Origin of the sequence: Undibacterium sp. TC4M20W, assembly GCF_049340245.1 — a bacterium.
Classification (GTDB): Bacteria; Pseudomonadota; Gammaproteobacteria; order Burkholderiales; family Burkholderiaceae_D; genus Undibacterium.
In genome coordinates this window covers 24,622-51,038 of sequence record NZ_JBMPPI010000008.1, presented here as the reverse complement: position 1 = coordinate 51,038, position 26,417 = coordinate 24,622, and the positions used below count along the sequence as shown (strand labels likewise).

Below are 26,417 nucleotides of genomic sequence, written 5' to 3'. Positions count from 1 at the left end.
TTTCTTTAATTCAATGGTTCAAAAATGCCCTGCAAATCTTCTGCAGTTAGTTGCACGCTGGCGATTTCACCCTGGTCGAGTATGGCACGGGCCAAGTCAGATTTTTTAGCCTGCATTTCCTGTATCTTTTCTTCCAGTGTACCTTTGGCTATCAGGCGATAGACAAATACGGGTTTGTCCTGCCCTATACGCCAGGCGCGGTCAGTGGCCTGGTTTTCTGCTGCCGGGTTCCACCACGGGTCATAATGAATGACGGTGTCGGCAGCAGTCAGGTTCAAGCCTACGCCGCCCGCTTTCAGGCTAATGAGGAATAGCGGGATGTCACCTTCCTGGAAGCGGCGTACTACTTCGCCACGGTGCTCGGTGTCGCCTGTCAGCATGGCGAAGCGCAATTGTTTTTCAGTCAGGGCTTCGGCGATCAGGGCCAGCATGCTGGTGAATTGGGAAAACACCAGGATCTTGCGGCCTTCGGCCAGCAAGTCGTCAATCATGCTCAGTAATTCTTCCAGCTTGGCCGACGGCGGCATCTTATCTTTGCTACCTTTGGTAGATTTTGTAGCACTGGTGGCCTTGGCACCGGTAATCTTGACCAGCCGAGGGTCGCAGCATACCTGGCGCAGTTTCAACAGCGCATCAAGGATGACGATCTGGCTGCGTGCCACACCTTTCTTGGCGATTTCTTCGCGGACTTTTTCATCCATGGCCAAGCGCACGGTTTCATACAGGTCGCGTTGTGCACCGCTGAGTTCTATGTGGCGCAAGACTTCGGTCTTGGCTGGTAGTTCTGTCGCTACCTTGTCTTTGGTACGGCGCAACAAGAAGGGTTTGATGCGGCGCGTCAGCAGGGCATGGCGCTGGTTGTCGCCGAGCTTTTCTATGGGGTGCTGGAAGTCCTTGGTAAATGACTTGATATCCCCTAAAAGGCCAGGCATGAGGAAGTTAAATTGCGACCACAATTCACCCAGATGATTTTGCAGTGGCGTACCAGTCAGGCACAGGCGGTGGTTGGCCTGCAACAGGCTGGCAGTCTGGCTGGCCTTGGCCTGGGCATTCTTGATGTATTGCGCTTCATCGAGTATCAGCAAATGATAGCGATGCTGGCGCAGGGCTTCTTCATCGCGTGGCAACAGTGCGTAAGTGGTCAGTACCAGATCTACCTGCGGGATTTGTTCAAATAATTTACTACGGTCTTTACCTTGCAAGACCAGCACGCGCAGATCAGGCGTGAAGCGCTGTGCTTCGCTGGCCCAGTTATCCATCAGGCTGGTGGGGGCAACCACCAGCGCTGGCTGGCTTAAACGGCCAGCTTCTTTCTCCATCAGGATATGGGTCAGGGTTTGTATGGTTTTGCCCAGGCCCATGTCATCAGCGAGTATGCCGGCAAGCTGGTATTCGCGCAAAAACTGCATCCATGCGACGCCTTCTTTTTGGTAATCGCGCAGGCTGGCCTGCAAGCCTGCGGGCGGCGTAATGCTGTTGATACCACCAAATTCTGCCAGGCGCTTGCCAAAGCTTTGCTGGCGTTCGCCACCTATCCAGCGCAAATGAGTATTGGCAGACAATTCTGCCAGGCGTGCCGCATCCAGCATGGGCAGGCGCAGTTTGTCGCCTTGCTGTTCATTGAAATACAACTCACCCAGGATAAGCAGGATAGGCTTGATACGTGCATAGGGCAGGGCGACGCGAGTATTGTCAGGCAGGGCCAGCAAGACTTGTTCATCATCTGCGCGCTGGTTCACTTGTTGCAGGCTAAAGTCTTGCGGCGCCTGGCGTATCAGGCTGACCAGCAATGGCAACAACGAAATCTTTGCCTGGTTGACGACGATGCCCAGTTCCAGCTCAAACCAGACGGATTGCTGGTTATCTTCATCAACCTCGGCATACCAGTCTTCCACTTCCTGCAGGTTGTAGCGGTAATCATTTTGCTGACGTATATCCCAGCCCTGGCTGATCAGCTCAGGCAAGTCTTTTGTTGCAAAATTGAGCCAGGCATTCTGGTCTGGCAGGCAGAGCAACAGCTCTTTTTCATGACCTGCTACCGGCTGAGCTTGAAAGCCTAAATCCTGCAGGGTTTGCCCGGCACTCTGTTCCGCAGGCAAATCCCTGAGTATTTTTTCCAGGCCATGCTGGCCACGGCGCAGCAAGTGATCTCCGGTCTGGTCTGACTCGGCTACTGCGTCTTCATAGGCGAACCTGAGGATGGCGTAATCAGTGCATGCGCTGGATGTCGTCAAACTATTCAGTTCCAGCACCGGGCGCATACGTATATCTGCACGCAGTTGTGTTTCCAGTTCTGCCGGCAGGGGAATCAGGTTTTGCAAGCCCATGTCCAGCAGACGGTTGGCCATTGCCTGCCGGGTTTCTGTCCGGCCCACTGCCAGCAGCGGCGCTTCCTGCACCAGGTTGATCAGGGCAGGCAGAGGGAACTTGCTGGTCGCTGCTACATGCAGTTCGCCACAACTATCCTGCCCTATCAGCCAGGGTGGTTCAGTGGGCAGGATATAGGGTGGGGCAGGTATCTCTGCATCACTACTATCGAGTTGCCAGCGCAGGCGCAGGTAGTCATTTTCTTCTTGCCAGGCCAGGTGTGCCTGTTGCAACGGGTGGTATGCCAGCCTGGATAGATGGTTTTGCTTATTCTCGGTATTGAGCCAGTACAGTTTGCCAGCCTTGGCGACACGTTCCAGCAAGACTGCACCCATCCTGCCTTTCGGAGAGTAATGCGAGTAATAAAACGAATTCATGGTGCACATATTGAAGAGCGCCAGCAATTCGTAATCTGTTTCCTGCAAGAAGTTGGCTGACTTCATCATGTCGCGCACCGCCAACGACAGCTTGGTATATTTCAAGTCGCCTTTGGCATTTTGCTTGGCCTTGCCCGGTATCAGGCGCACTTCTTTGCTGCCAGATACGGTGGACAGGCTAAAAATCAGCATGCCATCTTCCAGCTCGTCTTTGGCAAATTCTGTGTCGGTCGCTGGAGTTGGGGATTCATGCGTGGCAAATTCCAGCTCACGCAGCCATTTCTGTTCATTGAAACCCAGCGCAGCATCATTGCCGTCGGCATGGCCGGGCAGGGCATGGGCTTTGTTGTGATGGTCGAGGATATTCAGCAAAACTGCCGCCACATGTTTGCAATTGTATTCAACCGGGCAACTGCAAGAACCATTCACTGCTTCCAGTTTGCCGTTTTCAAATACCAGCTCTATCTCTTGAGCATAAATATTGCGGCCACTGCCCTGGACTTCACTCTCGACAAAGTCATTGTCGAAACTCCAACCCCTGACCTTGTTTTCTGTTGCATAGTTGATACCGCGTATGAACACCTCATGAGGAAATTGCCGGGCAAGATCGTCGAGGGAGAAGTGACGTTTTTTTGATGACATGCGTAAGCTTTATATGTAAACCCAGTGATTTTACAGTTTAAAAGCGCCTGATTGCGCTTCTGAAGCGTCGCAATTGTAGTATGGACCCCATGCTCTGGTAAAATATCGGGTTTTCGCGGGGATAGTTTCATGTTCCCAGCTCGCAACACTGACCAGTTTTCTCAAGACTACTTTCTGACACCATGATTTCATCTCTTCAGCCAGCAACACTTACCAAGATGGCCAATGCAATTCGTGCCTTGTCCATGGATGCCGTACAAAAAGCCAATTCTGGCCACCCAGGCGCGCCTATGGGCATGGCAGATATCGCTGTTGCTTTGTGGAAAGGCTTTTATCGTCACAATCCTGCCAATCCTAAATGGATCAACCGCGACCGCTTTGTGTTGTCAAATGGCCACGGCTCAATGTTGCATTATTCGCTGTTGCACCTGACAGGCTATGACCTGCCTATCGAAGAGATCAAGAATTTCCGTCAACTGCATTCCAAAACTGCCGGTCACCCTGAAGTGCACGTGACACCAGGTGTGGAAACCACCACTGGCCCACTCGGTCAGGGTATTACCAATGCCGTTGGTATGGCACTTGCTGAAAAGCTGCTGGCAGCCGAATTCAATCAGGGCGACTTGAAAGTCGTTGATCATTACACCTATGCTTTCATGGGCGATGGCTGCCTGATGGAAGGCATTTCGCATGAAGCCTGTTCACTGGCGGGTACGCTGCAACTGAATAAATTGATCGCTTTCTGGGATGACAATGGCATCTCCATTGACGGTCATGTCGAAGGCTGGTTCACTGACAACACGCCAAAACGCTTTGAAGCCTATGGCTGGAATGTGATCCCGGCAATTGATGGCCACAATGCTGAAGCCGTGGCCAATGCTATTGCTGCTGCCAAAACATCTGATAAGCCTACCCTGATCTGCTGCAAAACCGTCATCGGCAAAGGTTCACCGAATATGGAAGGCACACACAATGTGCACGGTGCCGCTTTGGGTGACAAGGAAATTGCAGCAGTACGTGCGCACATAGGCTGGGAATATCCACCATTTGAAGTACCGGCTGATGTCTATGAAGCCTGGGATGCCAAAGCAGGTGGTGCCAAAGCCGAAGCCGAATGGAATGCACAATTTGCAGCCTACACAGCCCAGTTCCCGCAAAAAGCGGCTGAACTGACACGCCGCATGAATGGCGACTTGCCAGCCAACTTCGATGAGGTGGTGGCGAATGCGATTGCATCCTGCGTAGAGAAAAAAGAAAACATCGCTACCCGCAAGGCCAGCCAGAATGCGATCCAGGCATTTGCCCCATCGCTGCCAGAGTTCCTCGGCGGTTCTGCCGATTTGACAGGTTCCAACCTGACCAACTGGAAAGAAAGCATCGCGGTACGTGGCAACCAGGCTGGTAACCATATCAATTATGGCGTGCGTGAATTTGGTATGAGCGCGATGATGAATGGTATCGCCCTGCATGGCGGTTATATCCCGTTTGGCGCAACCTTCCTGACTTTCTCTGATTACAGCCGCAATGCCATACGCATGGCTGCGCTGATGAAAATCCGTACTCTGTTTGTATTCACCCATGACTCTATCGGCCTGGGTGAAGATGGTCCTACCCATCAATCAGTAGAACACGTATCGAGCATGCGCCTGATTCCTAACCTGGATAACTGGCGTCCATGCGACACGGTGGAATCTGCTGCTGCCTGGGCGCATGCTGTCAAACGCAATGATGGTCCATCGACCCTGATTTTCTCGCGCCAGAACCTGCCGTATCAAGAGCGCACTTCTCAGCAAATCGCTGATATCCAGCGCGGTGGCTATGTCTTGCAAGACGTGGCTGATGCCAAGGCGGTATTGATCGCTACTGGTTCTGAAATTGAACTGGCTGTCAAATCTGCTGCAGAACTGGCACAGCAAGGTATTGCCGTGCGCGTAGTATCCATGCCTTGTACTGACGTATTTGATCGTCAGGATGCAGCCTATAAAGCAGCAGTATTGGGCAAGGGCTTGCCACGTATTGCCATCGAAGCCGGTGTTACCGACTTCTGGTATAAGTACGTAGGTTTGGAAGGTGCAGTGGTTGGTATCGATACGTTTGGTGAATCAGCACCGGCTGGCGTCCTGTTCAAATACTTTGGCTTCACTGTTGACAATGTCGTTGCCAAAGTAAAAGCGACACTGGCGTAAATAAGCAGGAAGACGGAATTGACAGACATTACTGTGAGCAGCATCAAAGAGGTCAGCTTGCGTCGTGCTACTGTAGACGACGCAGAGGCGATTGCTGCTGTGCGTGTGGAAAGCTGGCAAGCTACTTACCGTGGCATGATCCCGGATAATTATCTGGATGAAATGCGCGTAGAAGATAGCATGCTGCAATGGCGCCAAATCCTGCAAGCCATGTCGCAGGCAGAAGACCGCATTTGCGTGTATGTGGCTGAGAGTGAAGGTCATATTATCGGCTTCGCATCCGGTATGATGCTGCCTGAACCCAAGTTGGGCATGCAGGCCGAGCTGACCGCTGTATATCTGCGACCAGCCTGGCAGCGTTCTGGCATAGGTCGCCGCATGCTGCACAAAGTAGCTCGTACCTTGCAGGCGCAAGGTGCAGAGAGTTTGCTGGTATGGGTCATCTCCGGCAATGATATTGCCCGCAATTTTTATGAAGAGCTGGGTGGTGCGCTGTTGATAGAAAAGGCATTTAGCTGGGATGGCATGGATTTGATGGAAGTGGGTTACGGCTGGCGCGATTTGTCGGTGCTGATGGCATTGGTGAATGCCATGCGTACTCCTTCGTCCTTGCATTAGACGTATTTTTAAAGACCAAAAAACTCACCACAGAGACACTGAGACACAGAGAAGGGCAGGAGAGAGCAAGATATTAATGGTCGAGGGCTTGGATTTCCATTTGCTTTTCTCATGTTTTTCTCTGTGTCTCTGTGCCTCTGTGTTGAGAGGTCTTAGGTTTTTTAATTTGTATTTTTAGTCCCTTGGAGATAAAACCATGACGATTCGCGTCGCAATCAACGGCTATGGCCGTATCGGCCGCAACATCCTTCGCGCTCATTACGAAGGTGGCAAGTTCAAGAACGAGATCCAGATCGTTGCGATCAATGACCTCGGCAATGCAGAATCCAATGCCCACCTGACCCGTTATGACACAGCCCACGGCAAGTTCCCAGGCACAGTCACGGTTGAAGGCGACACCATGATCGTCAATGGTGACAAGATCAAGGTATTTGCAGAACGCAATCCAGCCAATATCCCTTGGGGTGAGTTGAATGTCGATGTCGTGCTGGAATGCACAGGCTTCTTCACGACAAAAGAAAAAGCGTCTGCCCATCTGGCTGGCGGCGCGAAAAAAGTCATCATCTCTGCACCTGGTGGCAAAGATGTCGATGCAACCATCGTCTATGGCGTTAATCACAATGTATTGAAAGCCACTGACACAGTGATTTCCAATGCATCCTGCACGACCAACTGCCTGGCACCTCTGGCTAAACCTTTGAATGATGCTATCGGTATCGTCAATGGTTTGATGACGACTATCCATGCCTACACCAATGACCAGGTATTGACCGACGTCATGCATGAAGACTTGCGTCGCGCCCGTTCAGCTACCATGAGCATGATCCCGACCAAAACTGGCGCAGCTGCTGCCGTTGGCCTGGTCTTGCCAGAACTGAATGGTAAGCTGGACGGCTACGCCATGCGCGTACCAACCATCAATGTATCCGTGGTCGATCTGACTTTCGTTGCAGCCCGTGATACAACAGTCGCAGAAATCAACCAGGTATTGAAAGACGCATCCGAAGGTGCCCTGAAAGGTATCCTGGATTACAACACGGCACCTCTGGTTTCTGTGGATTTCAACCACAATCCAGCTTCCAGTACTTATGATGAAACACTGACAAAAGTTTCTGGCCGTCTGGTTAAAGTATCGAGCTGGTATGACAACGAATGGGGTTTCTCCAACCGTATGCTGGACACCACTGTTGCACTGATGCACGCAAAATAATCTGCTAAATCTGTTGTTCAGATAGTTTTTGCACCATGCTTGAAAAATACCCCGAACTTTCGGGGTATTTTTTTGTCTATTGAGGGTAAGCTTGGTTCATTGAAAGATATTTTTGTTTTGGGAGATTGCTGTGAAGCTCAAGAAACTGTTAGCTGACAATAAAGGTTTCATCGTACTCATGCTGGGCATGGTTTTTGTGCGCAGTGCACTGGCAGATTACTATCTCGTGCCGACCAGTTCCATGTATCCGACGCTGCTGGAAGGCGATCGCGTCATCTGTGACCGTCTGGCATACGACGTCAAATTGCCGTTCACCGATGTCGTTCTGAAGCATGTATCTGATCCACAGCGTGGTGACGTGGTGACCTTTACCTCGCCAGCAGATGGTGTGCGCCTGATCAAGCGCCTGGTTGCCGTGCCAGGCGATGTAGTAGAAATGCGCGAAGAAAAGCTGTTCATTAATGGTGTTGCTGCCAGCTATGAAGCTTTGGAGCCACGCAGTGACGACCATCTGACACCAAAGCGTGAATACAAAGGTCAGCAACTGGTTTACAAAGAGCGCTTGGGCAGCCTGCAACATGACATGATCGTCATGCCAGAACGCGAAGCCCTACGTTCTTTTGGTCCAGTCAAAGTGCCGGAAGGCGAGTACATGATGCTGGGCGACAACCGTGACAATAGCCAGGATTCCCGCTACATAGGCCTGGTCAAGCGTGAGCTGATTACCGGGCAGGTAAAACGCCTGATGTACTCACTGAATGGAGATCAGTATTATTCGCCACGTTTTGATCGCTTTGGGGCAAAAATCTAGTAAAGCATTGTTTGAGTCAGAAAGCGAGAAAGCGAGAAAGCCAGTGCCAGCAGGTGCTGGCTTTTTTATGAGTCAAGCATGATGATTGAAATATGGTTAATATGTAAATTCTTGTTTGCGCAAGTCTGCAGCGCATTCCGCTGATAGGGATTTGCATGTCGCCAAAAGAATTTACCTGCCATCTGTTTTTTGCGTCAGCACTTGTTGCAGGTGCTGGCACCGCAAATGCACAAGAGCCGCGCAGCAATTACTTCAACGACCCCTTCCTCAAAGTGACTCATGCCATCAGCGATTGTGCAGTGCCTGAAGGCCCTTTGTTGACTGCGGCACAGGCCAGGTCCGAGGCGCATTCCAGAATAGAGCGTGGCACCAGTTGTTATCACTCAGGGCAGTGTCGCCTGCCAAATTCCTATCTGTATGACCAGGAAATCATTCCCCGGGTAAAACGTGCCATAGAAACAGATGGGCGTTTTGCCGAAACCAGTATCTGGATAGAAGGGCAGCGGCGTTTTGTCACTTTGAAGGGCTGCGTGCAAACATCTGGTCAGGCAAAAGAGTTGGAGAAATTGGTGCGGCGACTGGATGATGTAGAGGGTGTTGTTAATTTGCTCAACTACAAATAAGTTAAAGCACTATGCTGTAGATGAACTAATTGCAAAGAAAGGCAAATTTATTGCACTGCACAGTGACTAATGCTGGACTGCAAAGCGCAAGTCATGAATGATTGGTTCTGCAAAGCAATAATCACCAGGCCCCGGCTAAATGGCCGACCAAACCAAGGAGGAAGTCATGAAATTAATGAGCAAACTATTTTTGTTGGCAGTAATGGGTTTCTTTATGTCATCGTCAGCGATGGCAAGGGAAGAGCGCGGCACGACTGCCCAAGCGCAAGCCATGGTTAAAAAAGGGATCGCCCACATCAAGAAAAATGGCAAGGAAAAAGCCTTTGCCGATTTTAATGATGCATCCAACAAGGATTTTCATGACCGTGATCTGTACTTGTTTGTGTATGACATGAATGGCATGAGTTTGTCGCATGGCGCAAATCCAAAAATGATAGGCAAGAATTTGATCGACTTGAAAGTCGAAGGCAAGCCCATCATCAAGGACATGATCACCGTGCTTAAAACCAAGAACGATGGCTGGATAGATTATCAATGGCCAAACCCTGTGACCAAGGCTTTGGAAACCAAATCCAGTTATTTTGAAAAAATTGATGACTACTTTGTTGGTGCAGGTGCTTATAAATAAGCCTTGCCAACATTAGTACCCAAGAAGAAATGCCCTTGTTTCAAGGGCATTTTTTTTTGCGGCAAGCGCAGGCATTGCGCATGTTCAAGTTTTTATATTCCGAATCTGCTTGGCCGAAATCATTCTTGTATCGATCTCACACCCATCTCGCACCGATCTCGAACCTATCTATCAAGAGCGTGCCAGGGCAGTACAAATCCCGTAACACACTTTAACTATTGACACTGGGTTTGTATCGGATTCACGACAAATGTGCTTATTTTGTGGCGTAGAATAATTTATCCCCTTGGTATCCGCTTCGCTGTTTGTGCTGTTGTGTCACGTCAATTTTCCTGATATTTCACTTGAAATCTTACTTATTGAAGAGGTGAAGTCATGCCAGACAAGACCGTTATTGCCAAGCCGTTTTCGGGCGACTACAGGATAGATGTACTGATTGATGATATCAATTATCGCTGGAACGCGGGCAAGGCTTTGGGTATGCCGGTAGAAATAAGCTTCAGCTTCATTAAAGCACCAGCTTCTTATGCTTCCGACTCAGATAAAAACGGGTTCAAAGCGTTTACCTCAGAGCAGATGGCAGCAGCCAGGGCGATCTTTGCAGAAATTTCCCAGGTATTGAATGTGACATTCAAGGAAGTGGCTGACACTGATATTCAGTCCGGCATCCGGTTGGCAAACAATATCCAGGAAAAAAGCGCAGGTTACGCCAAACTACCTGTACCAACGGCAGACGGTACTGCATTTTCTGCGGGTAGTGGCGATTTGTTCATGGCAACCACGTATATGAATGTGAGCTATGAAAAGGGGAGCGAGGCCTACAAGATACTGATACATGAGATAGGACACGCGCTGGGGCTTAATCATCCCGGCAACTACAATGCAGGCGAACCCCCAAGTGCAGAGGCAGGCAATTATCTGGCGACTTCAGAGGACAGCAGCTGGATTTCTGTCATGTCTTATAACGCCATTGCGCAAAACCAGCAGGGCGAATTTTTTGCCACTTACGACATGCTGGCTTTGAAGTATTTGTATGGCAGCAAGGCCTATCACACGGGTGACGACATCTATGCCTATAGCGATGTCGATGGCCGTACACTCAAAATCATCAACGATACCGGCGGTGTTGATACCATAGACGTATCCAAGGTCAGCGCTGGTGTCACTATCAACCTGACGCCGGGTTCTTTGAATTCTGTAGGCCGCATTGCCAATGGCGACGCAGCCATCAATAATTTGTCCATCGCCTTTGATGCAACGATAGAAAACATCATAGGCACAGCCTTTAATGACAAGCTGACAGGCAATGCTGCAAGTAATCTGTTCCGGGGTGGTGGCGGTGATGACGTGATTGATGGCGGCGCGGGTATGGACACTGCTCAATATTCAGGCCTGAGGTCGGCTTTTACAGTCACGGGTAGCGGTAGCGGTTTCAGTGTAGCCAAGCCCAATTCACAGGGCATGGACACACTCAGCAATGTGGAGCGACTCAAATTTGCAGACCTGTCTGTCTCGCTGGACATCGACGGCATCGCGGGACAGGCATACCGCATCTACCAGGCCGCATTTGGCCGCACACCTGATCTGGCGGGCCTTGGTTACTGGATCAAGGATATGGACAAGGGCTCCAGCCTGACAACGGTGGCAGCAGGATTCATGCAGTCAAAAGAATTCCAGACCCTGTACGGTGCCAATCCTTCGGTTGATACTTTCCTGACGACCTTGTACAAGAATATTTTAGGGCGCATCCCTGATCAGGCTGGCTATGACTATTGGAAAAATGAATTAACGACCAATAAGATCAGTTTTGCCGGGACCCTGGCCAGCTTTACCGAAGGGCAGGAAAACAAGGTCAAGGTCATCGGCGTCATTCAGAATGGGATCGACTATATCGAATATCTTGGCTAAGGCAAAACGCATGCAGAGCCAGCTGGCTGTATAGACTTGATATGCCAGGCTGGCTCACCTGCCTGCTACATAGCCCAGTGTCAGTGAAATCTGTCTCGCTGTTTCGGTAAGATTGCTTAGCCACTCTTCCTGCAGGCGGTCTGCAGGTGCAGAGATAGACAGCCCAGCAATCATTTTGCCGCTGTCGTCATGGATGCCTGCCGCCATGCAGCGCACGCCGAGTTCCAGTTCTTCATTGTCCCTGGCATAGCCGTTTTCACGCACAGCCGACAATTCTTTTTCCAGTTTGGCCAGATCAGTAATCGAATTTTTATTATGACCAGCGAGGCCGGTGCGGGTCGCATAAGCACGTATGGCCTTCGGTTCATCCAGGGACAGGAAGAGTTTGCCTGTTGAAGTCAGATGCAGCGGGGCACGGCCACCGATAGCCCGCACCACCTGCATGCCTGAGCGCTCGGAGAAAGCCCGGTCTATATAGACAATTTCATCACCCTGGCGCACAGACAGGTTGATGGTCTGGTTGGTCTGGCGGTGCAGGGCACGCATGAATTCCAGTGCAGCCTCACGTACATTCAGACGGCTCTTGACGATATTGCCCAATTCCAGCAGGCGCATCCCCAGGCGATAAGAACCAGTATCCGCTCTGTCTACAAAACGGGTAAGCACCATATCATTGAGAATGCGGTGGGCAGTGGATGGGTGCAAGCCTGTGACGATAGCCAGTTCCTTGAGGCTGACCGGGTCCTGGTAACGCGACAGGGCGTCCAGCAAGGACACCATGCGTTCTATGACCTGTATGGACGTTTTATCAGAGGCGGGCGTGTCGTTTTTCATATTATGGTTGGTGCGCTGCAATATATAAGTTATACCACAATGTGAAATGCACGTCACGGCTTCGTCGTCAAAATACAAAATATGCAGCAAGATGGTGTGTAAGGCACGCTTCGGGTAGACAAAAAATTGATTTGCAATAAGTAAATCTGCTTGTTACAGACTTAGAGTCCTGTAAAATTCGCCACCTGAGTGGAGGCTAGCTGCCTGGTCTTCATCTGCAATACCATTCAAGTGTGGGTTTAAGGAATAAAAATGTCTGAAAAAGAACAAGCTGTCAGTGAATTCAAAAGCAAAAGTGGCCTGCGCCGTATATTTTCGGCCATCCTGTACTCCATCGATGGCTTGCGCTCTGCCTGGAAAAACGAACATGCCTTCCGTCAGGAACTGGTGATGGTCGTTAGCGGCGCTGTCATCGCCCTGTTTTTGCCAGTGTCAGCTTTTGAAAAACTGATGATGATAGCCGTGCTGGTGTTGATACTGGTGGTCGAGCTCATCAATTCAGCGATTGAAGCCGTGGTAGATCGCGTCTCGCTGGAACGCCATACCTTGTCCAAAAATGCCAAGGACTTTGGCAGTGCAGCTGTCTTGCTGACAGTGCTGATTGCACTGGCAACCTGGGTAGTCATTTTGCTTGACCGTTTTTACTATTGATTGCTTTTACTACTGACTGCGAGAAATGCTTAATCTCCATATTGCCAGCACCGCTAATCCCATACTGGAAGCACAGCTCGCCGCTGCCATCAACAACAAGACCAAGCCTTTGGGCAGTCTTGGCCGTCTTGAGCATCTGGCGGCGCAAATAGGTTTGATACAGCAAAGCACACAGCCGGAATTGCGTGAGCCTGCCATCATCGTGTTTGCTGGTGACCATGGCGTTGTGGCTGAGGGTATTTCTGCTTTTCCTCAGGACGTGACTTGGCAGATGGTAGAGAATTTTCTGGCCAATGGTGCGGCGATCAATGTCTTTGCAAGGCAGAATGGCATCGCTCTGCATGTGGTGGATGCCGGGGTCAATCATGAATTTGGCCCGCGTGAAAAACTGCTGAGCATGAAAGTCGCCAATGGCACGCGCAATTTTGCCAAAGAACCAGCAATGACCGCTGCTCAATGCCAGGCCGCCATGCAAAATGGTGCTGAACTAGTCGCTAGCTTGTCCGGCAATGTACTGGGATTTGGCGAGATGGGTATAGGCAACACCACGGCTGCGGCTGCACTCATGCACAAGCTGGCGGGTGTTCCTGTCGCGGATTGTGTAGGTGCTGGCACAGGCTTGTCTGCAGAAGGCATACGCCATAAGCAGGCTGTCATTGAGGCAGCTGTGGCCTTGCATGCAAATGTAGAAGAACCTGCAGATGTGCTGGCTACCTTTGGTGGTTTTGAAATTGCGACCATGGTCGGTGCTATGCTGGCAGCGGCAGAGCGTCGCATGGTCTTGCTGATAGATGGCTTCATCGTGACCAGCGCCTTGCTGGTGGCAGCCAGGATGCAGCCAGCAATACTTGATTACTGTGTGTTTTCACATCAATCTGACGAAAGTGGCCATGCCCGCATGTTGCAGGCCTTGCAGGTCAAACCTGTGCTGCAACTCGACCTGCGCCTGGGGGAAGGCACCGGGGCAGCGCTGGTTTATCCTATGCTGCAGGCCGCGGTCAATTTTCTGAACCAGATGGCGACTTTTGCGTCTGCGCAGGTGAGTGAAAAAAGCAGCGATTGAAATAATTTTTCTCATAGCAGGAGCTGGTTTGCATCAACTACGCCTATTCTTCATTGCCCTGCAGTTTTTTACCCGTATACCCATTCCTGCATGGGTAGGGTTTGAGCCCGACTGGTTGCGCCAGTCTTCACGCTATTTCCCCGCAACAGGCTGGGTCGTGGGGGCAGTGTGTGCAAGTGTCTATGCGGCTGCTGCGCAATTGTGGCCGCATGTGGTGGCGGTCGTGCTATCTACTATTGCAGGCATCTTGCTGACTGGCGCTTTTCATGAAGACGGTTTTGCTGATGTTTGCGATGGCTTTGGCGGTGGCATGACGCCGGAGCGCGTGCTGGAAATCATGAAGGATTCACGCGTTGGTGCCTATGGTGTCATAGGTATTTTACTGATGCTGGCCCTGAAGCTGACTTTGCTCATCAGTTTGCCTGCCTCGATAGTGGTGCCTGCCTTGCTGCTCGCCCACCCCTTGTCGCGGCTGGCTTCATGCAGCCTGATCTGGCTCATGCAATATGCGCGGCATGAAGGCAAGGCCAAGCCGCTGGCACAGGAGATGAGTAATGGCGAATTTTTCGTCGCCTGCCTGACTGTGCTTTTGCCGGGCGCAGCGCTGCTGCACTTCTTTCCCTTCTCATTGTATTCGCTGCTGTTGGCCCTTTGCCTGCTGTTATTGCTGACATGGCGCATGGCGCGCATGTTCCAGCGCAGGATAGGCGGCTTTACCGGTGATTGTCTGGGGGCTACTCAGCAAGTAGCAGAAGTGGCTATCTACCTGGGTTTGCTGGCTTTTCAGGTGGCCTGATATGCGCCTGCATATACTCCGGCACACGAAACCGCGAATAGCAGAAGGTCTGTGCTATGGACAAACGGATGTCGATGTCTTTGATGCCGACTGTGTTTCACTGGCGCAGAAATTGGCAAGTCAGTTGCAAGCAGGCTTACCTGTATTTTCCAGCCCTTTGCAACGTTGTGCCAGGCTCGCCGGCTTGTTGCACACAGAACCTGTATTTGATGAACGCTTGCAAGAACTCAATTTCGGTACATGGGAAATGCAAGCCTGGGATGCGATTCCAAGAGCCGACGTAGATGCCTGGGCTGCAGCTCCGGCCAGCTACAAGCCCGGCGGCGTTGAATCCGCCATAGACCTGGCGCAACGCGTAATAAACTGGCTGAATGATATGCGTGCACTGAATATACCGGAAGCCATCGTTGTTACCCATGCCGGTGTTATACGCATGTTGCTGGCCTGGCGGGCAGGTATGAGGGCCGAGGAACTTGCAGAGCTGGTCTGTGCACAAAACCGCAGTCTTGCCTTTGGTGAATATCAGGAAATACTGGTATTTCATACTTAATACAGATAGTATTTACGCAAGACTGACAAGTATCCATGTTCCCCATGGTCATCGCATGATAGAACTCAGGAGATCCCCACGCATTACCGTGACCTGGCGTGCAGGTATTAAATTGCCTGACGGCAAACTGGTTCTCGCCAAGCTGGTCAATATATCGGCCGAGGGTGTGCTTCTGCATACGACCGAAAACCTGATGCCGCAACGCAGTTACCCCATGTTGATAGAAATCCCCGGCATTTTTCAGGAATCCCAGATTTACAAGGTCAGTTGCAAAGGCACAATCAGGCATGCCATCCTCAGTGGCGAGGTCTATCACGTAGGCATACAACTCTCAGAAATGTCTGAATTGCATACTGAACTGGTGACCGCGTGGATATCCAAGACCGCCCATTTGAGTTGAATTTTGGCCCGGCTTGGAGTAAATCTGCTTTGTTTTCAATAAGTTAATAAACTGAGCTGCGTCAGTTTTTAACCTTCCAAACTTGCGGCTACCCCCATCTGTCTATAGAATGGCGGGGTTTTGGTGCTCGCGGATATATTCATGTCTGCGGTTAAACGGGAAACACTAAGCTCTTGCAAAAGTGTGCTGCCCCCGCAACGGTGTACAAGTTGCTGCGAATTCAGAAGACTTATGTCGTTCACACGCAGCCAGCCATTTTCCAATACCACTGTGCTATGTGCATGGGAAGGTCAGATGGTGATACTTGTCAGCCCGGATACCGGCCAGAATAAGTGAAGCAATACGGACGGGGAACTTTCGTTAAACAGAAAACGCATCAATTGCCTTGTCGAGGCATGGTGAAATCCTGACAGTGCAGGCTGCCTGCGTGGCCCTGTTGCTGACGTCAATGTCCTTATTGCTTTGTTCAAAGTAGCCTGCGGGGACGTCGGCCACTTGCTCCATTTTTTTTCTGAAATATCATGACATCTGCATTCAAACCGCTCGCCCTCAGCCTGGCTATTGCCGCTGCATTCCCATCCACTATCGCTTTTGCGCAAACCGCTGCTGTAGGCACGGCTTCCAGCGTGGTGATTACCGCTGGTCGTCAGACACAAGCCGCCAAGGACGTGCTGGCTGATAACGTCGTCATCACGGCAGAAGACATCGCCAAATCCGGCGCTGCTTCTGTTGTTGATCTGCTGCAGCAACAGCGCGGCATAGAAATCGCCCGCAACGGTGGCCCTGGCACGACAGCTTCCGTCTTCATGCGTGGTGGTAACAATGCGCAAAACGTGGTGTTGATTGATGGCGTGCGCATCGGTTCTTCCACTACTGGTGGCGCTACCTGGTCTTCCATCCCATTGTCACAGATCGACCGTATTGAAATTGTCTATGGCCCGTTGTCGAGCCTGTATGGTGCTGATGCCATGGGTGGTGTTATTCAGATATTCACTAAAAAGGGTACTGGTGTTATCAGTCCTACCGTATCGGCTGGCTTGGGTAGCTACGGCACGCGTAAATTGCAGGCTGGCATTACTGGTTCTGTTGCCAGTAACCTTAGCCTCAGCCTGAATGCTGCGCATGAAGAGAGTGATGGTTTTTCTGCCAGCAAACCGGGCGCAGGTACATTTACCTATAATCCTGATAAAGACGGTTACAAGATGGACAGCTTCAATGGCCGTCTGGTATGGGAAATCAGCAAGGGTTATGAATTAGGCGCGAGTGTTTTGCACAGCCGTAGTAACGCGCAGTTTGACGCTGGCATTGGCTATGATGATCGCAGTATCTCCACGCTTGAAACAATTGCTGTCTTTGGCCGTGGTAAGTTTACCGATTACTGGTCTGCATCCCTGCAATATGCCAAATCTGCCGATAAGGGATATACCGACGCGTCTTACGGCAAGAGCCAGATCGATACACGTCAGGATAGCCTGAGCTTCCAGAATGACATCCGCATTGGTAAAGATGTATTGCAACTGATCGCTGAAACACGTGAAGAAAATGTTGATTCTGTTTCTGGAGGCATTCCCGTGGCAGGCATCAATGGCACGAAACGTACAACGAATTCTTTTGCTGCCTCTTATGTGTTCAAACAAGATGCACACCTTGCCAGTGCCAGCATACGCAATGACCGTAGCTCACAATACGGTTCCAATACTACAGGTAGCGTAGCGTATGGCTATCGCTTAAGCGATGCCTTGCGTGTCAATGCCAGTTACGGTACAAGCTTCCGCGCACCAACTTACAATGAGTTGTATTACAAGGGTTATGGCGTAGCCACTAACAAGCCAGAAAAAGCAAAGAATGCAGAAATTGGCGTGTATTTTGAACAAGGTAGTACACAGTTTAGCGCTGTCTATTATCAAAACAAGGCTACAGACCTGCTGGTGTATGTTGGTGGTAACGATGCTCAAAATAAACCGTATTGCCCAAGTGGGCCTGAATATGCTTATGGCTGCGCAAGAAATGTTAATAAAGCAACTTTGTCTGGCTTGACAATCGGCGGCACGACCCGTTTTGCTGACCTGACACTGCGCGCTTCTATCGACATCCAGGACCCGAAAGACGACACGGCAAACAAACGCCTGGCACGTCGTGCCAAACAGCACGGTACCTTGGCAGCTGAATATTCTTTTGCAAACGCAAAAGTTGGTGTGGAAACCATTTACTCTGGTGATCGTTATGACGATGCAGCTAATACTAAAGTGCTGGGCTCTTATAACCTGCTGAACCTGTACGCAACCTATGAAGTCGCAAAAAATACGACTGTACTGGCACGCTGGAATAATGCCCTGAACAAGGACTATGAACTGGCAAGAAATTATGCAACAGCCGGTTCCAATGTATTTGTTGGCGTGAACTACGGCTTTAAATAAGTCTGGCATTGATGTGATGCGATGTGATGCGGTGTGGCGGATATGGCTGCATCGCCCATCACATCAGCAAGCTGATAAGCTGATGTGCAGGTCTGTTTTTTTAAAGACGCTGCACATCAAAACTTGTTTTACCTTTGGACCAGACCAATGATGGCGTCTTTTTTTTCTGCACGACAGCGCAAGCAATCCTCCAGGATGGCGGTCGCTCAACGTGCTGGTCTGGTTCTCCCTATTTTATTCACTGCCGCTGTAGGCAGCATATTGATTGCCTGCGTCTGCGGTTCGGTATCCCTGAGTTTTGCTGAGTTATGGCAAGCCTTGCTGGAATTGCTGCGCGGCCCGCCAACGACTTTGCCCGGCAGTCTGCTGGATTTACGCCTGGGCCGTGCGCTGACCGGTTTTGTGACCGGTGCCACGCTGGCACTGGCTGGCGTCATGATGCAGGCGCTATTGCGCAATCCGCTGGCTGACCCGTATGTCCTCGGCATATCCGGTGGCGCATCTGTTGGTGCGCTGGCGACTATCTTGTTTTTCGGTGCATTCTGGCTCGTGGATGTGGCTGCCTTTGCCGGTGCGATTACCGTTGCGCTGTTGCTGTTTGGCCTGGCTTACCGCGACTTGCGCGGTGCGGGTAGTACCGATGGCAGCGCACCTATCCTGTTGCTGACTGGTGTCATCGTCGCCACTGGTTGTGGTGCCATCATCACTCTCATGCTGTCGATCGCGCCAGACAGCCGCTTGCGCGGCATGGTGTTCTGGATGATAGGTGATCTGTCGAATACCCAGTCACGTTATCTGCCCTGGTTGATACTTGGTGCCATATTAATGTTTGTCATGCGCAATGCGCGTTCGATTAATGTCGCAGCCATGTATGCCGACAATGCCAGCACCTTGGGTGTCAATATTGGTCGTTTGCGGCAACTGCTGTTTTTAAGTTCCGCCTTGTTGACCGCGAGTGCAGTCAGCAATGCAGGCAGCATAGGTTTTGTTGGCCTCATCATGCCGCATATCTGCCGCTTCGCCTGGGGCCCTGATCATCGTTTGCTGATACCCGCTGCGACGCTGGCTGGCGGCTGTTTCCTGGTGTTGGCAGATACAGTGGCCCGTACCGTGGTCGCGCCACAGCAGTTGCCAGTAGGCGTCATTACTGCCCTGGTAGGTGTGCCGATGTTCCTGCTGCAATTGCATCAGTTGCGGAGGCGTTGATGGATATCCGCAACCTGAATTTATCGGTAGGCAAGCGCGTGCTGGTACGTGAACTCAACTGGCAAATACAGCCAGGTGAGTGCTGGTGCATCATAGGTCGCAATGGTGCCGGCAAAAGCACCTTGCTGCGCACTTTGGCTGGCTTGCGTCCCATAGAAAGTGGCCAGGTCTATTTGCGTGATAAACCTCTGCAAGACTGGGCATTGACGGCGCTGGCCCGTGAGCGTTCATTTTTACCGCAGGGCAGGGTAGATGCCTTCGGCTATTCTGCGCTGGATACAGTACTCAGTGCCCGTCATCCTTACCAGAATTCGCATTACTGGGAAAATAATGACGACATGGATCTTGCTATGGCTTCCCTGCGTGAAATGGATGTCGCTGACATGGCAGAGCGCGACGTGCGCAGCCTGTCTGGCGGCGAAAGACAGCGCGTAGCGATTGCCGCCTTGCTGGCCCAGGATGCGAAGTGGATGTTGCTGGATGAGCCAGCCAATGCACTTGATCTCGGGCACCAGGTCAGCGTCATGCAACTGTTTGCCAGCTTGTGCAGCAAAGCAGATGCGCTGCAAAACAAGGCTGTCGTCATGGTCAGTCATGATCTCAATATGGCCTATCGCATTGCCACTCATGCGCTGTTGCTGATGGGTGATGGTAGCTGGCAAGCCGGGCCAGCAGATGACATATTCAGTGCCTCCCAGCTCAGTATCTGTCTGGGGCACCCAATAGAGCGCTTCACCCATGGCGGGCAAACCATATTCCTGCCGCAAAACTAAAAATAACGCGAAACCACACCATGACAAGTGCATTGCCTCCCAAGCCAGATACCGAGACCGATAACATCAACACCCGTCATGAACGTCGCATGCAGCGCAAGAAGGCGATGATGGATGAAAAGATAGAAAAGGCCCAGCGCAAGACCGGTGTCTTGCTGGTACATACCGGCAATGGCAAGGGTAAAAGTTCCAGCGCCTTTGGCATGGTCATGCGTGCCATGGGGCACGGCATGAAGGTAGGCGTGGTGCAGTTCATCAAGGGTGCGATGTCAACTGGGGAAGAAATTTTCTTGCGCCGCTTTCCAGATGAAGTCGAATTCCATGCCATGGGCGAAGGCTATACCTGGGTCACCCAAAACCGTGAACGCGATATGGAAAAAGCCGCTGCAGCATGGGAGCAGGCAAAGCGCTTTTTGGCTGACCCGACGATAGGCCTGGTGGTGCTGGATGAACTCAATATCGCCCTCAAATACCATTACCTGGATTTGCAGATGGTCATCGATGATCTCGATGGCAGGCCAGAAATGCAGCACGTCGCCGTCACCGGTCGCGGTGCCTTGCCAGAGATTATCGAGATTGCTGATACAGTCACAGAAATGAATGTCATCAAGCACGCTTTCAAAGAAGGCATCGTGGCACAGGCGGGCGTGGAATGGTAATGCCCAGCGCCAAGGTTGTATTGATCTCGGCTATCGCATCTGGCCAGGGCAAGACCACTACTACCGCAGCACTGGCACGCAAGCTGGTGAAGCTGGGCAAGAAAGTGCGTGTATTTAAAACCGGGCCAGATTTTATCGACCCCATGATGCTGGAACGCGCTTGCGGTTCAGCCGTACATTCACTGGATTTGTGGATGGTAGGGCAGGCTAATTCTGAAGGCATGCTGGCACGTGCGGCATTGGATACCGACGTCATCCTCATCGAAGGCGTCATGGGCCTGTATGACGGCAACCCCTCGTCGGCTGATCTGGCGCGTGCCTTTGGCGTGCCTGTCGTGGCAGTGCTGGATGCGTCTGCCATGGCGCAGACTGTTGGCGCACTGGCCATGGGTTTGCGTGATTTTGGTCCTGTGCACCTAGTGGGCGTCATCGCCAACCGCATCGCCTCTGAAGGTCATGCCAAAATGGTGGCGGCTGCCATGCGCGATATACCCTTGCTCGGCAGTCTGCGCAGGCAGGATGAAGCCTTGCCAGAACGCCATCTGGGTTTGGTCCTGCCACAGGAGGTGGATAGCATTGAAGCCATACTTGATGCCATGGCTGACAGCCTGGAACTGGATATGCAAGCCTGGGATGCCTTGCCGGATACCAGCTTTGAATTGCAGGACCACCGATCATTGCATATCTCTCAGCATGTGTCTGAATCAGCCGCCAGCCTGGCAGGCAAGACCATCGCCATCGCACGTGATGCCGCATTTGCTTTTATCTATCCAGCCAATATTGAATGCTTGATCGGACTTGGGGCAGAACTGGTTTTCTTTTCACCTTTGGCAGATGAAGCGATACCTGCTCAAGCGGATGCTCTGTATTTACCTGGCGGCTATCCCGAACTGCATGCAAAAACACTGACGCAGGTCAGCAACTGGCTGGCTTCGCTGCGTGCTGCTCATGCGAAGGGCATGCCTATATTGGCAGAGTGTGGCGGCATGATGGCTATTACCGAGGGTCTGGTGGATCAACAGGAGCAAAGCTGGTCCATGGCGGGCATATTGCCGGGCAAAGTCATCATGCAAAAACGACTGGCAGCACTGGGTGCGCAAGCCCTGGCAACACTGCAGGGTGAATTGCGTGGCCATACCTTTCATTACTCGCGCTTTGAAACCACATTGACTGCCAGCAGTCATACCATCAAGCATTCCACACAGCAGCAGGGCGAAGCTATTTACCGCGCTGGCAATGTTCGGGCTTCTTATTTTCATGCCTACTTTGCTTCCAATCCAGCGGCAACGGCAGCATTGTTCCTAAGAGAAGTCATATGAAATCCGTACACAGTACCAGCCTGATTTTTGGCGGTGCGCGTTCGGGCAAGAGTGCCTTTGCCGAGCAATTGGCAAGCAAACTCAGTGACAGTAAACAACAAGTACTTTACCTTGCAACTGCCAGGGCAGGTGATGCTGAAATGCAGGAGCGCATTGCCCACCATCGTGCACGCCGCCCTGCAGAATGGGTCACACTGGAACAAAGCCTGGAGCTGGGTGCGACCATCATAGTGCACAGCCGGGCAGACAACATCATCCTCGTCGATTGCCTGACAGTCTGGCTGTCGAATCTGCTGTTTTCAGAATCAACAGATTTTCCCGAGATAGGTCACGTCACGCCACCACCACAGTTTGCCGTGCAACGTCAGGCTTTGCTGGATGCATTGGTGCAGGCACCGGGGCAGATTATTCTGGTATCGAATGAAGTCGGCATGGGCATCGTTCCCATGGGCGCAGTGTCGCGCTGGTTTGTCGATGAGGCTGGGCGCTTGAACCAGGCAGTAGCTGCCGTCGCAAACAATGTGGTCTGGGTCGCTGCCGGTTTGCCACTGTATTTGAAAGGCCAGCCATGCTGATGCTGGATGGCGTGGTCATGGTGTTATGCCTGCTGCTGGGTATCTTGCTGGACCTGGCGCTGGGCGAAGTGCGCAAATTTCATCCTCTGGTGGGTTTTGGTAATCTGGCAAATGCCATAGAGCTACTTTTGAACAAGCCAGCTGCCAGCCGCTGGACCGGTGCCTTGGCCTGGTGCCTGGCGGTTTTGCCGCTGGTTGCATTAAGTGTGCTGGCACTTGTGTTGGCCCAATATTTCAGCCTCTGGCTCGCCGCCATATTGCATATGGTATTGCTGTATTTTTGCCTGGGTTTGCGCAGCCTGCATGAACATAATGCCGTCATCGCCATGGCCTTGCAGGCAGGTGATTTGCCAGAAGCGAGAAAACGCACTTCGTATATCGTCAGCCGCGATACAGAGGATGCAGATGAAGCTTACCTGGCCAAGGCCAGTGTCGAATCCGTACTCGAAAATGGCTGCGATGCTGTGTTTGCCACCTTGTTCTGGTTCATCTTGTTGGGTGGCCCCGGTGCTGTCTTGTACCGCCTCGTAAATACTCTAGATGCCATGTGGGGTTATCGCTCCACGCGCTTTTTGCGCTTTGGCTGTGTAGCGGCACGTATTGACGATGTCATGAACTGGATACCCGCGCGCCTGACTGCATGCACCTATGCCACATTGGGCAAAACCAGTCTGGCCTGGCAATGCTGGCAGCGTCAGGCACCTGGCTGGCCTAGCCCTAATGCAGGGCCGGTAATGGCCGCTGGTGCTGGCGCGCTTGGTTTGGCGCTGGGTGGCGCGGCTAGCTACGATGGCGTGGCTGAAGTGCGCCCACCGCTGGGTGAAGGCGAGACAGCAAAGGCGGTAGATATTCTGCGTGCCCTGCGTCTGGTAGAAACTGGTGCAGCCTTGTGGTGTGGCATAGCCTTGCTGGCAGTCCTATTTTTGAGTGGAGTCATCCATGCTTGAACATGGTGGCAACCTGCGCGATGCTGTGCGCCATTTTGGCCGTTCGCTGGAAGACTGGCTGGACTTATCGACAGGCATTAATCCTCATTTCTATCCGGCACCACAACTGGAAACAAATGCCTGGCATCGTTTGCCTGAGTATTCTGATGCACTGGTGCAAGCGGCACAGGCTTATTACCGCGCGCCACAGATGCTCGCCGTGGCGGGATCACAGGCGGTGATACAGGCGCTGCCACGCTTGCGTCCGGCGGCGCGGGCCGTCGTGTCTGCCCCCAGCTATGCTGAACATGCTTACCAATGGCGACAAGCAGGACATGTGGTGACAGAATGTGTATATGCAGAACTGGATGCAGCCGTCGAACAGGCGGATGTCGTGGTGCTGTGCAATCCCAATAATCCTACCGGTGAATTTATCCCGGCAGCTCAGCTTTTGCGCTGGGCTGCACAACTGGCGGAGCGTGGTGGCTGGCTGGTGGTTGATGAAGCTTTTGCTGATACCGTGCCCGACATCAGCGTAGCGGCCCATGCAAACCAGCCTGGCATCATCGTTTTGCGCTCGGTAGGCAAGTTCTTTGGCCTGGCAGGTATACGCCTGGGTTTTGTAGCAGCTGAAAAAATTCTATTACTGCAATTGGCAAATTATCTTGGACCCTGGAGTGTCAGCGGGCCAGCACAGCAAATCGCCATCGCTGCTTTGAATGACCGGCAATGGCAAATACAGACAGCGCAACGCTTGCAGCAAGAAGGTGAGCGACTGCGTCAGCTTTTGAAAGCGCATGATATACGTTCATCAGGTACTGATTTGTTCCAGTGGTGCAGTCATCAAGACCTGAACAATAAATCAGAGCAGTTGTGGCAGTTCATGGCAGAACGCGGCATCTGGCTGCGCTGGTTTGCGCATGGGCCACACAGACCGCATGGTTTGCGTTTTGGCTTGCCGGGCAGTGAGGCGGGGTGGCTGAGGCTGGAGTTTGGTCTGGATGAATGCTTAAAGGCTTAAAACCACTCAACACAGAGACACAGAAACACAGAGACACAGAGACACAGAGACACAGAGACACAGAGTTTGCACAGAGAGAGTGCAGAGATGTATTTTTTTTAATTATCAATGCGAGAAATTTATGTCCAAGTTTTTAAGTTCTGCGATGGTCGTTGGATTTGCTGCATTGACTGCACATGCGCAGGCAGCTATTACAGTGACGGATGACTTGGGCAATCAGGTCACGCTGGCGAAGCCTGCACAGCGCATTATCAGTTTGTCGCCGCATGTGACGGAAATGATTTATGTCGCAGGTGCTGGGGACAGGATTATTGGTACGGTCAAGTACAGTGATTACCCGGCTGCGGCAAAAAATATTCCCCGGGTTGGGGACAATCGCCAACTGGATATTGAGCGCATACTGGCAATGAAGCCAGATTTGCTCATTGTCTGGATGCATGGGGCATACGAGCGCCAGCTGGAGATGTTGCACAATTCCGGCATTCCGTACTTTTTCAGTGAGCCGCACAAGCTTGATAATGTGGCAGAAACTTTGCTCAAATTTGGCAGTCTGTTTGGTACAGAAAAGCAGGCGCAGGTCGCTGCGGCAGAGTTCAGGCAGCAGGTGCAACAGCTAAACAGTCAGTACCAGAATAAAAGCAAGGTCAAGGTTTTCTATCAGGTCTGGGGCAAGCCACTCTATACACTGAATGACAGCCACATCGTCAGTGATGCCATTCGTACCTGCGGCGGTGAAAATATCTTTGGCAAATTAGCCACCACTGCACCCGTGGTCGGCACAGAAGCAGTCTTGCAGGAAAATCCTGAAGTCATCATCACTGGTGACAGCAAAACCCAGGCAGTGAGTGGTGTCGAGCAATGGAAAACTTTCCCTATCTTGCTGGCGACAAAAAACAATAATCTGATCTCCATAGAAGGAGACCTTGTCAACCGTTCTGGTCCGCGCATTATTGAAGGTGCCAAGCTGATTTGCAAGGCACTGGAGCAAGCCAGACAGAAACGCGATAAAACCGTGGCACAGCCACAAGGGAAGAAATGAATTCAGTCAGCATGTATCAACGCATTGCCTGCCTTTCTACCGAAGCGGTAGAAGTCTTGTATGCCCTGGGGGCAGAAGACTATGTGGTTGGCATCTCTGGCTACACCACCAGACCAGCTCGCGCCCGTGATGAGAAACCCAAGGTCAGTGGTTTTTCTTCGGCACAGATAGACCGTATCCTGGCAGTCAAGCCTGATCTGGTTGTTGCCTATTCAAATATGCAGTCCGAGATTTCACGTGAACTCATCAGTGCAGGCATAGAAGTACATGCGTTCAATCAGCGCGATGTTGCCGGTATTTTGCATATGATCATGGTGTTGGCAAACTTGGTCGGCAAGCAGGAGCAGGGCGCAACATTGATTGCAGAATTGCAGTCACAGATAGACACTGTCAAACAGCAAAGCGCAGGTTGGACTCGCAGGCCAAAAATCTATTTTGAAGAATGGAATGACCCACTGATGTCGTGCATAGGCTGGGTGTCAGAACTGATTCATATCGCTGGTGGTGAAGATGCTTTTGCTGACCTGGCTCAGCATCATAGTGCCCGCGAGCGCATTATTGCCGACCCTGCAGAAATCATACGACGTGCGCCAGATATCATCATCGGCTCCTGGTGTGGCAAGAAGTTCCGGCCTGACAGCGTGATTGGTCGCGACGGCTGGGATCACATTCCTGCAGTAAGAAATGGCAGGGTGCTGGAGATAAAATCGGCAGATATACTTTCACCCGGCCCATCTGCGATACAGCACGGGCTGCTGCAATTGCATATATTGATTGCTGAATGGCAGTCCGCACAAAACTCTTGAACAAGAATTGTA

25 protein-coding genes and 1 riboswitch are annotated in these 26,417 nt (G+C 51.6%); of the genes, 22 read left to right on the top strand and 3 right to left on the bottom strand.

Annotation, left to right across the window (positions count from 1 at the left end):
* Nucleotides 1-5: 5 nt before the first annotated feature.
* Entirely contained in the window at nucleotides 6-3,386 is a 3,381-nt protein-coding gene (locus ACO0LL_RS12270) for an SNF2-related protein (protein WP_422951146.1), read from the bottom strand.
* A 182-nt stretch (nucleotides 3,387-3,568) separates the two neighbouring features.
* Between ACO0LL_RS12270 and tkt the strand changes: the two genes are divergently transcribed.
* The 7 genes from tkt to ACO0LL_RS12235 all read left to right on the top strand — a co-directional run bounded on the left by tkt (nucleotide 3,569) and on the right by ACO0LL_RS12235 (nucleotide 11,370).
* Nucleotides 3,569-5,572 (top strand): transketolase, encoded by a 2,004-nt coding sequence (gene tkt, locus ACO0LL_RS12265; protein ID WP_422951145.1) that lies wholly within the window; start codon nucleotides 3,569-3,571, stop codon nucleotides 5,570-5,572.
* Between the two features lie 18 nt (nucleotides 5,573-5,590).
* Nucleotides 5,591-6,190 carry a GNAT family N-acetyltransferase gene (locus ACO0LL_RS12260; RefSeq protein ID WP_422951144.1) on the top strand — a complete coding sequence of 200 codons (600 nt, stop codon included), beginning with the start codon at nucleotides 5,591-5,593 and terminating at the stop codon, nucleotides 6,188-6,190.
* A gap of 196 nt (nucleotides 6,191-6,386) precedes the next feature.
* Nucleotides 6,387-7,400, top strand: coding sequence for a type I glyceraldehyde-3-phosphate dehydrogenase (gene gap / locus ACO0LL_RS12255; protein WP_422639180.1), 1,014 nt, complete (start codon nucleotides 6,387-6,389; stop codon nucleotides 7,398-7,400).
* A 130-nt stretch (nucleotides 7,401-7,530) separates the two neighbouring features.
* Nucleotides 7,531-8,211: a signal peptidase I gene (lepB, locus tag ACO0LL_RS12250; RefSeq protein ID WP_370529454.1), complete on the top strand. Its 681-nt coding sequence runs from the start codon at nucleotides 7,531-7,533 to the stop codon at nucleotides 8,209-8,211.
* A 155-nt stretch (nucleotides 8,212-8,366) separates the two neighbouring features.
* Nucleotides 8,367-8,834, top strand: coding sequence for a BON domain-containing protein (locus ACO0LL_RS12245; protein ID WP_422951143.1), 468 nt, complete (start codon nucleotides 8,367-8,369; stop codon nucleotides 8,832-8,834).
* A gap of 166 nt (nucleotides 8,835-9,000) precedes the next feature.
* Nucleotides 9,001-9,462 carry a cache domain-containing protein gene (locus ACO0LL_RS12240; RefSeq protein ID WP_422951142.1) on the top strand — a complete coding sequence of 154 codons (462 nt, stop codon included), beginning with the start codon at nucleotides 9,001-9,003 and terminating at the stop codon, nucleotides 9,460-9,462.
* A gap of 375 nt (nucleotides 9,463-9,837) precedes the next feature.
* Nucleotides 9,838-11,370 carry a M57 family metalloprotease gene (locus tag ACO0LL_RS12235; RefSeq protein ID WP_422951141.1) on the top strand — a complete coding sequence of 511 codons (1,533 nt, stop codon included), beginning with the start codon at nucleotides 9,838-9,840 and terminating at the stop codon, nucleotides 11,368-11,370.
* A gap of 54 nt (nucleotides 11,371-11,424) precedes the next feature.
* Here ACO0LL_RS12235 and ACO0LL_RS12230 read toward each other — a convergent pair whose 3' ends face one another.
* On the bottom strand, nucleotides 11,425-12,204 hold the full coding sequence (locus ACO0LL_RS12230) for an IclR family transcriptional regulator (RefSeq protein WP_422951140.1): 780 nt from the start codon (nucleotides 12,202-12,204) through the stop codon (nucleotides 11,425-11,427).
* A gap of 252 nt (nucleotides 12,205-12,456) precedes the next feature.
* On the opposite strand from ACO0LL_RS12230, the gene ACO0LL_RS12225 reads away from it, so the two are divergent.
* From ACO0LL_RS12225 to ACO0LL_RS12205, 5 genes are read left to right on the top strand one after another with little or no spacing between them, the layout of a single operon-like run.
* Nucleotides 12,457-12,855, top strand: a complete 399-nt coding sequence (locus ACO0LL_RS12225) for a diacylglycerol kinase (RefSeq protein WP_422951139.1) — start codon at nucleotides 12,457-12,459, stop codon at nucleotides 12,853-12,855.
* A 25-nt stretch (nucleotides 12,856-12,880) separates the two neighbouring features.
* The gene (gene cobT, locus ACO0LL_RS12220; protein ID WP_422951138.1) at nucleotides 12,881-13,918 is read left to right on the top strand and encodes a nicotinate-nucleotide--dimethylbenzimidazole phosphoribosyltransferase; all 1,038 of its coding nucleotides are present in this window, start codon (nucleotides 12,881-12,883) and stop codon (nucleotides 13,916-13,918) included.
* A 28-nt stretch (nucleotides 13,919-13,946) separates the two neighbouring features.
* Nucleotides 13,947-14,714 (top strand): adenosylcobinamide-GDP ribazoletransferase, encoded by a 768-nt coding sequence (locus tag ACO0LL_RS12215; RefSeq protein WP_422951137.1) that lies wholly within the window; start codon nucleotides 13,947-13,949, stop codon nucleotides 14,712-14,714.
* Between the two features lies 1 nt (nucleotide 14,715).
* The gene (locus tag ACO0LL_RS12210; protein WP_422951136.1) at nucleotides 14,716-15,264 is read left to right on the top strand and encodes a histidine phosphatase family protein; all 549 of its coding nucleotides are present in this window, start codon (nucleotides 14,716-14,718) and stop codon (nucleotides 15,262-15,264) included.
* Between the two features lie 55 nt (nucleotides 15,265-15,319).
* Nucleotides 15,320-15,664 (top strand): PilZ domain-containing protein, encoded by a 345-nt coding sequence (locus ACO0LL_RS12205; protein ID WP_422951135.1) that lies wholly within the window; start codon nucleotides 15,320-15,322, stop codon nucleotides 15,662-15,664.
* 104 nt (nucleotides 15,665-15,768) lie between these two features.
* A riboswitch (cobalamin riboswitch) is annotated at nucleotides 15,769-16,006 on the top strand.
* Between the two features lie 18 nt (nucleotides 16,007-16,024).
* Here the strand turns inward: ACO0LL_RS12205 and ACO0LL_RS12200 are convergent.
* Entirely contained in the window at nucleotides 16,025-16,168 is a 144-nt protein-coding gene (locus ACO0LL_RS12200) for a hypothetical protein (RefSeq protein ID WP_422951134.1), read from the bottom strand.
* Between the two features lie 17 nt (nucleotides 16,169-16,185).
* Here ACO0LL_RS12200 and ACO0LL_RS12195 point away from each other — a divergent pair, with 17 nt between their 5' ends.
* From ACO0LL_RS12195 to ACO0LL_RS12150, 10 genes are all read left to right on the top strand, one after another.
* Complete coding sequence (locus tag ACO0LL_RS12195; RefSeq protein ID WP_422951133.1) at nucleotides 16,186-18,081, top strand: TonB-dependent receptor domain-containing protein; 1,896 nt, start codon at nucleotides 16,186-16,188, stop codon at nucleotides 18,079-18,081.
* 150 nt (nucleotides 18,082-18,231) lie between these two features.
* A complete protein-coding gene (locus ACO0LL_RS12190; protein WP_422951277.1) occupies nucleotides 18,232-19,287 on the top strand; it encodes a FecCD family ABC transporter permease in 1,056 nt (351 codons plus the stop codon).
* A complete protein-coding gene (locus ACO0LL_RS12185) occupies nucleotides 19,287-20,060 on the top strand; it encodes an ABC transporter ATP-binding protein (RefSeq protein ID WP_422951132.1) in 774 nt (257 codons plus the stop codon). Before ACO0LL_RS12190 ends, ACO0LL_RS12185 begins: the two co-directional genes overlap by 1 nt.
* A gap of 20 nt (nucleotides 20,061-20,080) precedes the next feature.
* Nucleotides 20,081-20,719 carry a cob(I)yrinic acid a,c-diamide adenosyltransferase gene (cobO, locus tag ACO0LL_RS12180; RefSeq protein WP_422951131.1) on the top strand — a complete coding sequence of 213 codons (639 nt, stop codon included), beginning with the start codon at nucleotides 20,081-20,083 and terminating at the stop codon, nucleotides 20,717-20,719.
* Nucleotides 20,719-22,038: a cobyrinate a,c-diamide synthase gene (locus tag ACO0LL_RS12175; RefSeq protein WP_422951130.1), complete on the top strand. Its 1,320-nt coding sequence runs from the start codon at nucleotides 20,719-20,721 to the stop codon at nucleotides 22,036-22,038. The genes cobO and ACO0LL_RS12175 overlap by 1 nt, the downstream gene beginning before the upstream one ends.
* Entirely contained in the window at nucleotides 22,035-22,613 is a 579-nt protein-coding gene (gene cobU / locus ACO0LL_RS12170) for a bifunctional adenosylcobinamide kinase/adenosylcobinamide-phosphate guanylyltransferase (RefSeq protein ID WP_422951129.1), read from the top strand. The genes ACO0LL_RS12175 and cobU overlap by 4 nt, the downstream gene beginning before the upstream one ends.
* The gene (gene cbiB / locus ACO0LL_RS12165) at nucleotides 22,613-23,560 is read left to right on the top strand and encodes an adenosylcobinamide-phosphate synthase CbiB (protein ID WP_422951276.1); all 948 of its coding nucleotides are present in this window, start codon (nucleotides 22,613-22,615) and stop codon (nucleotides 23,558-23,560) included. Before cobU ends, cbiB begins: the two co-directional genes overlap by 1 nt.
* The gene (gene cobD / locus ACO0LL_RS12160; protein WP_422951128.1) at nucleotides 23,553-24,560 is read left to right on the top strand and encodes a threonine-phosphate decarboxylase CobD; all 1,008 of its coding nucleotides are present in this window, start codon (nucleotides 23,553-23,555) and stop codon (nucleotides 24,558-24,560) included. The genes cbiB and cobD overlap by 8 nt, the downstream gene beginning before the upstream one ends.
* 121 nt (nucleotides 24,561-24,681) lie before the next feature.
* The gene (locus tag ACO0LL_RS12155; RefSeq protein WP_422951127.1) at nucleotides 24,682-25,599 is read left to right on the top strand and encodes a cobalamin-binding protein; all 918 of its coding nucleotides are present in this window, start codon (nucleotides 24,682-24,684) and stop codon (nucleotides 25,597-25,599) included.
* Nucleotides 25,596-26,405 carry a cobalamin-binding protein gene (locus tag ACO0LL_RS12150; RefSeq protein ID WP_422951126.1) on the top strand — a complete coding sequence of 270 codons (810 nt, stop codon included), beginning with the start codon at nucleotides 25,596-25,598 and terminating at the stop codon, nucleotides 26,403-26,405. Before ACO0LL_RS12155 ends, ACO0LL_RS12150 begins: the two co-directional genes overlap by 4 nt.
* Nucleotides 26,406-26,417: the final 12 nt, after the last annotated feature.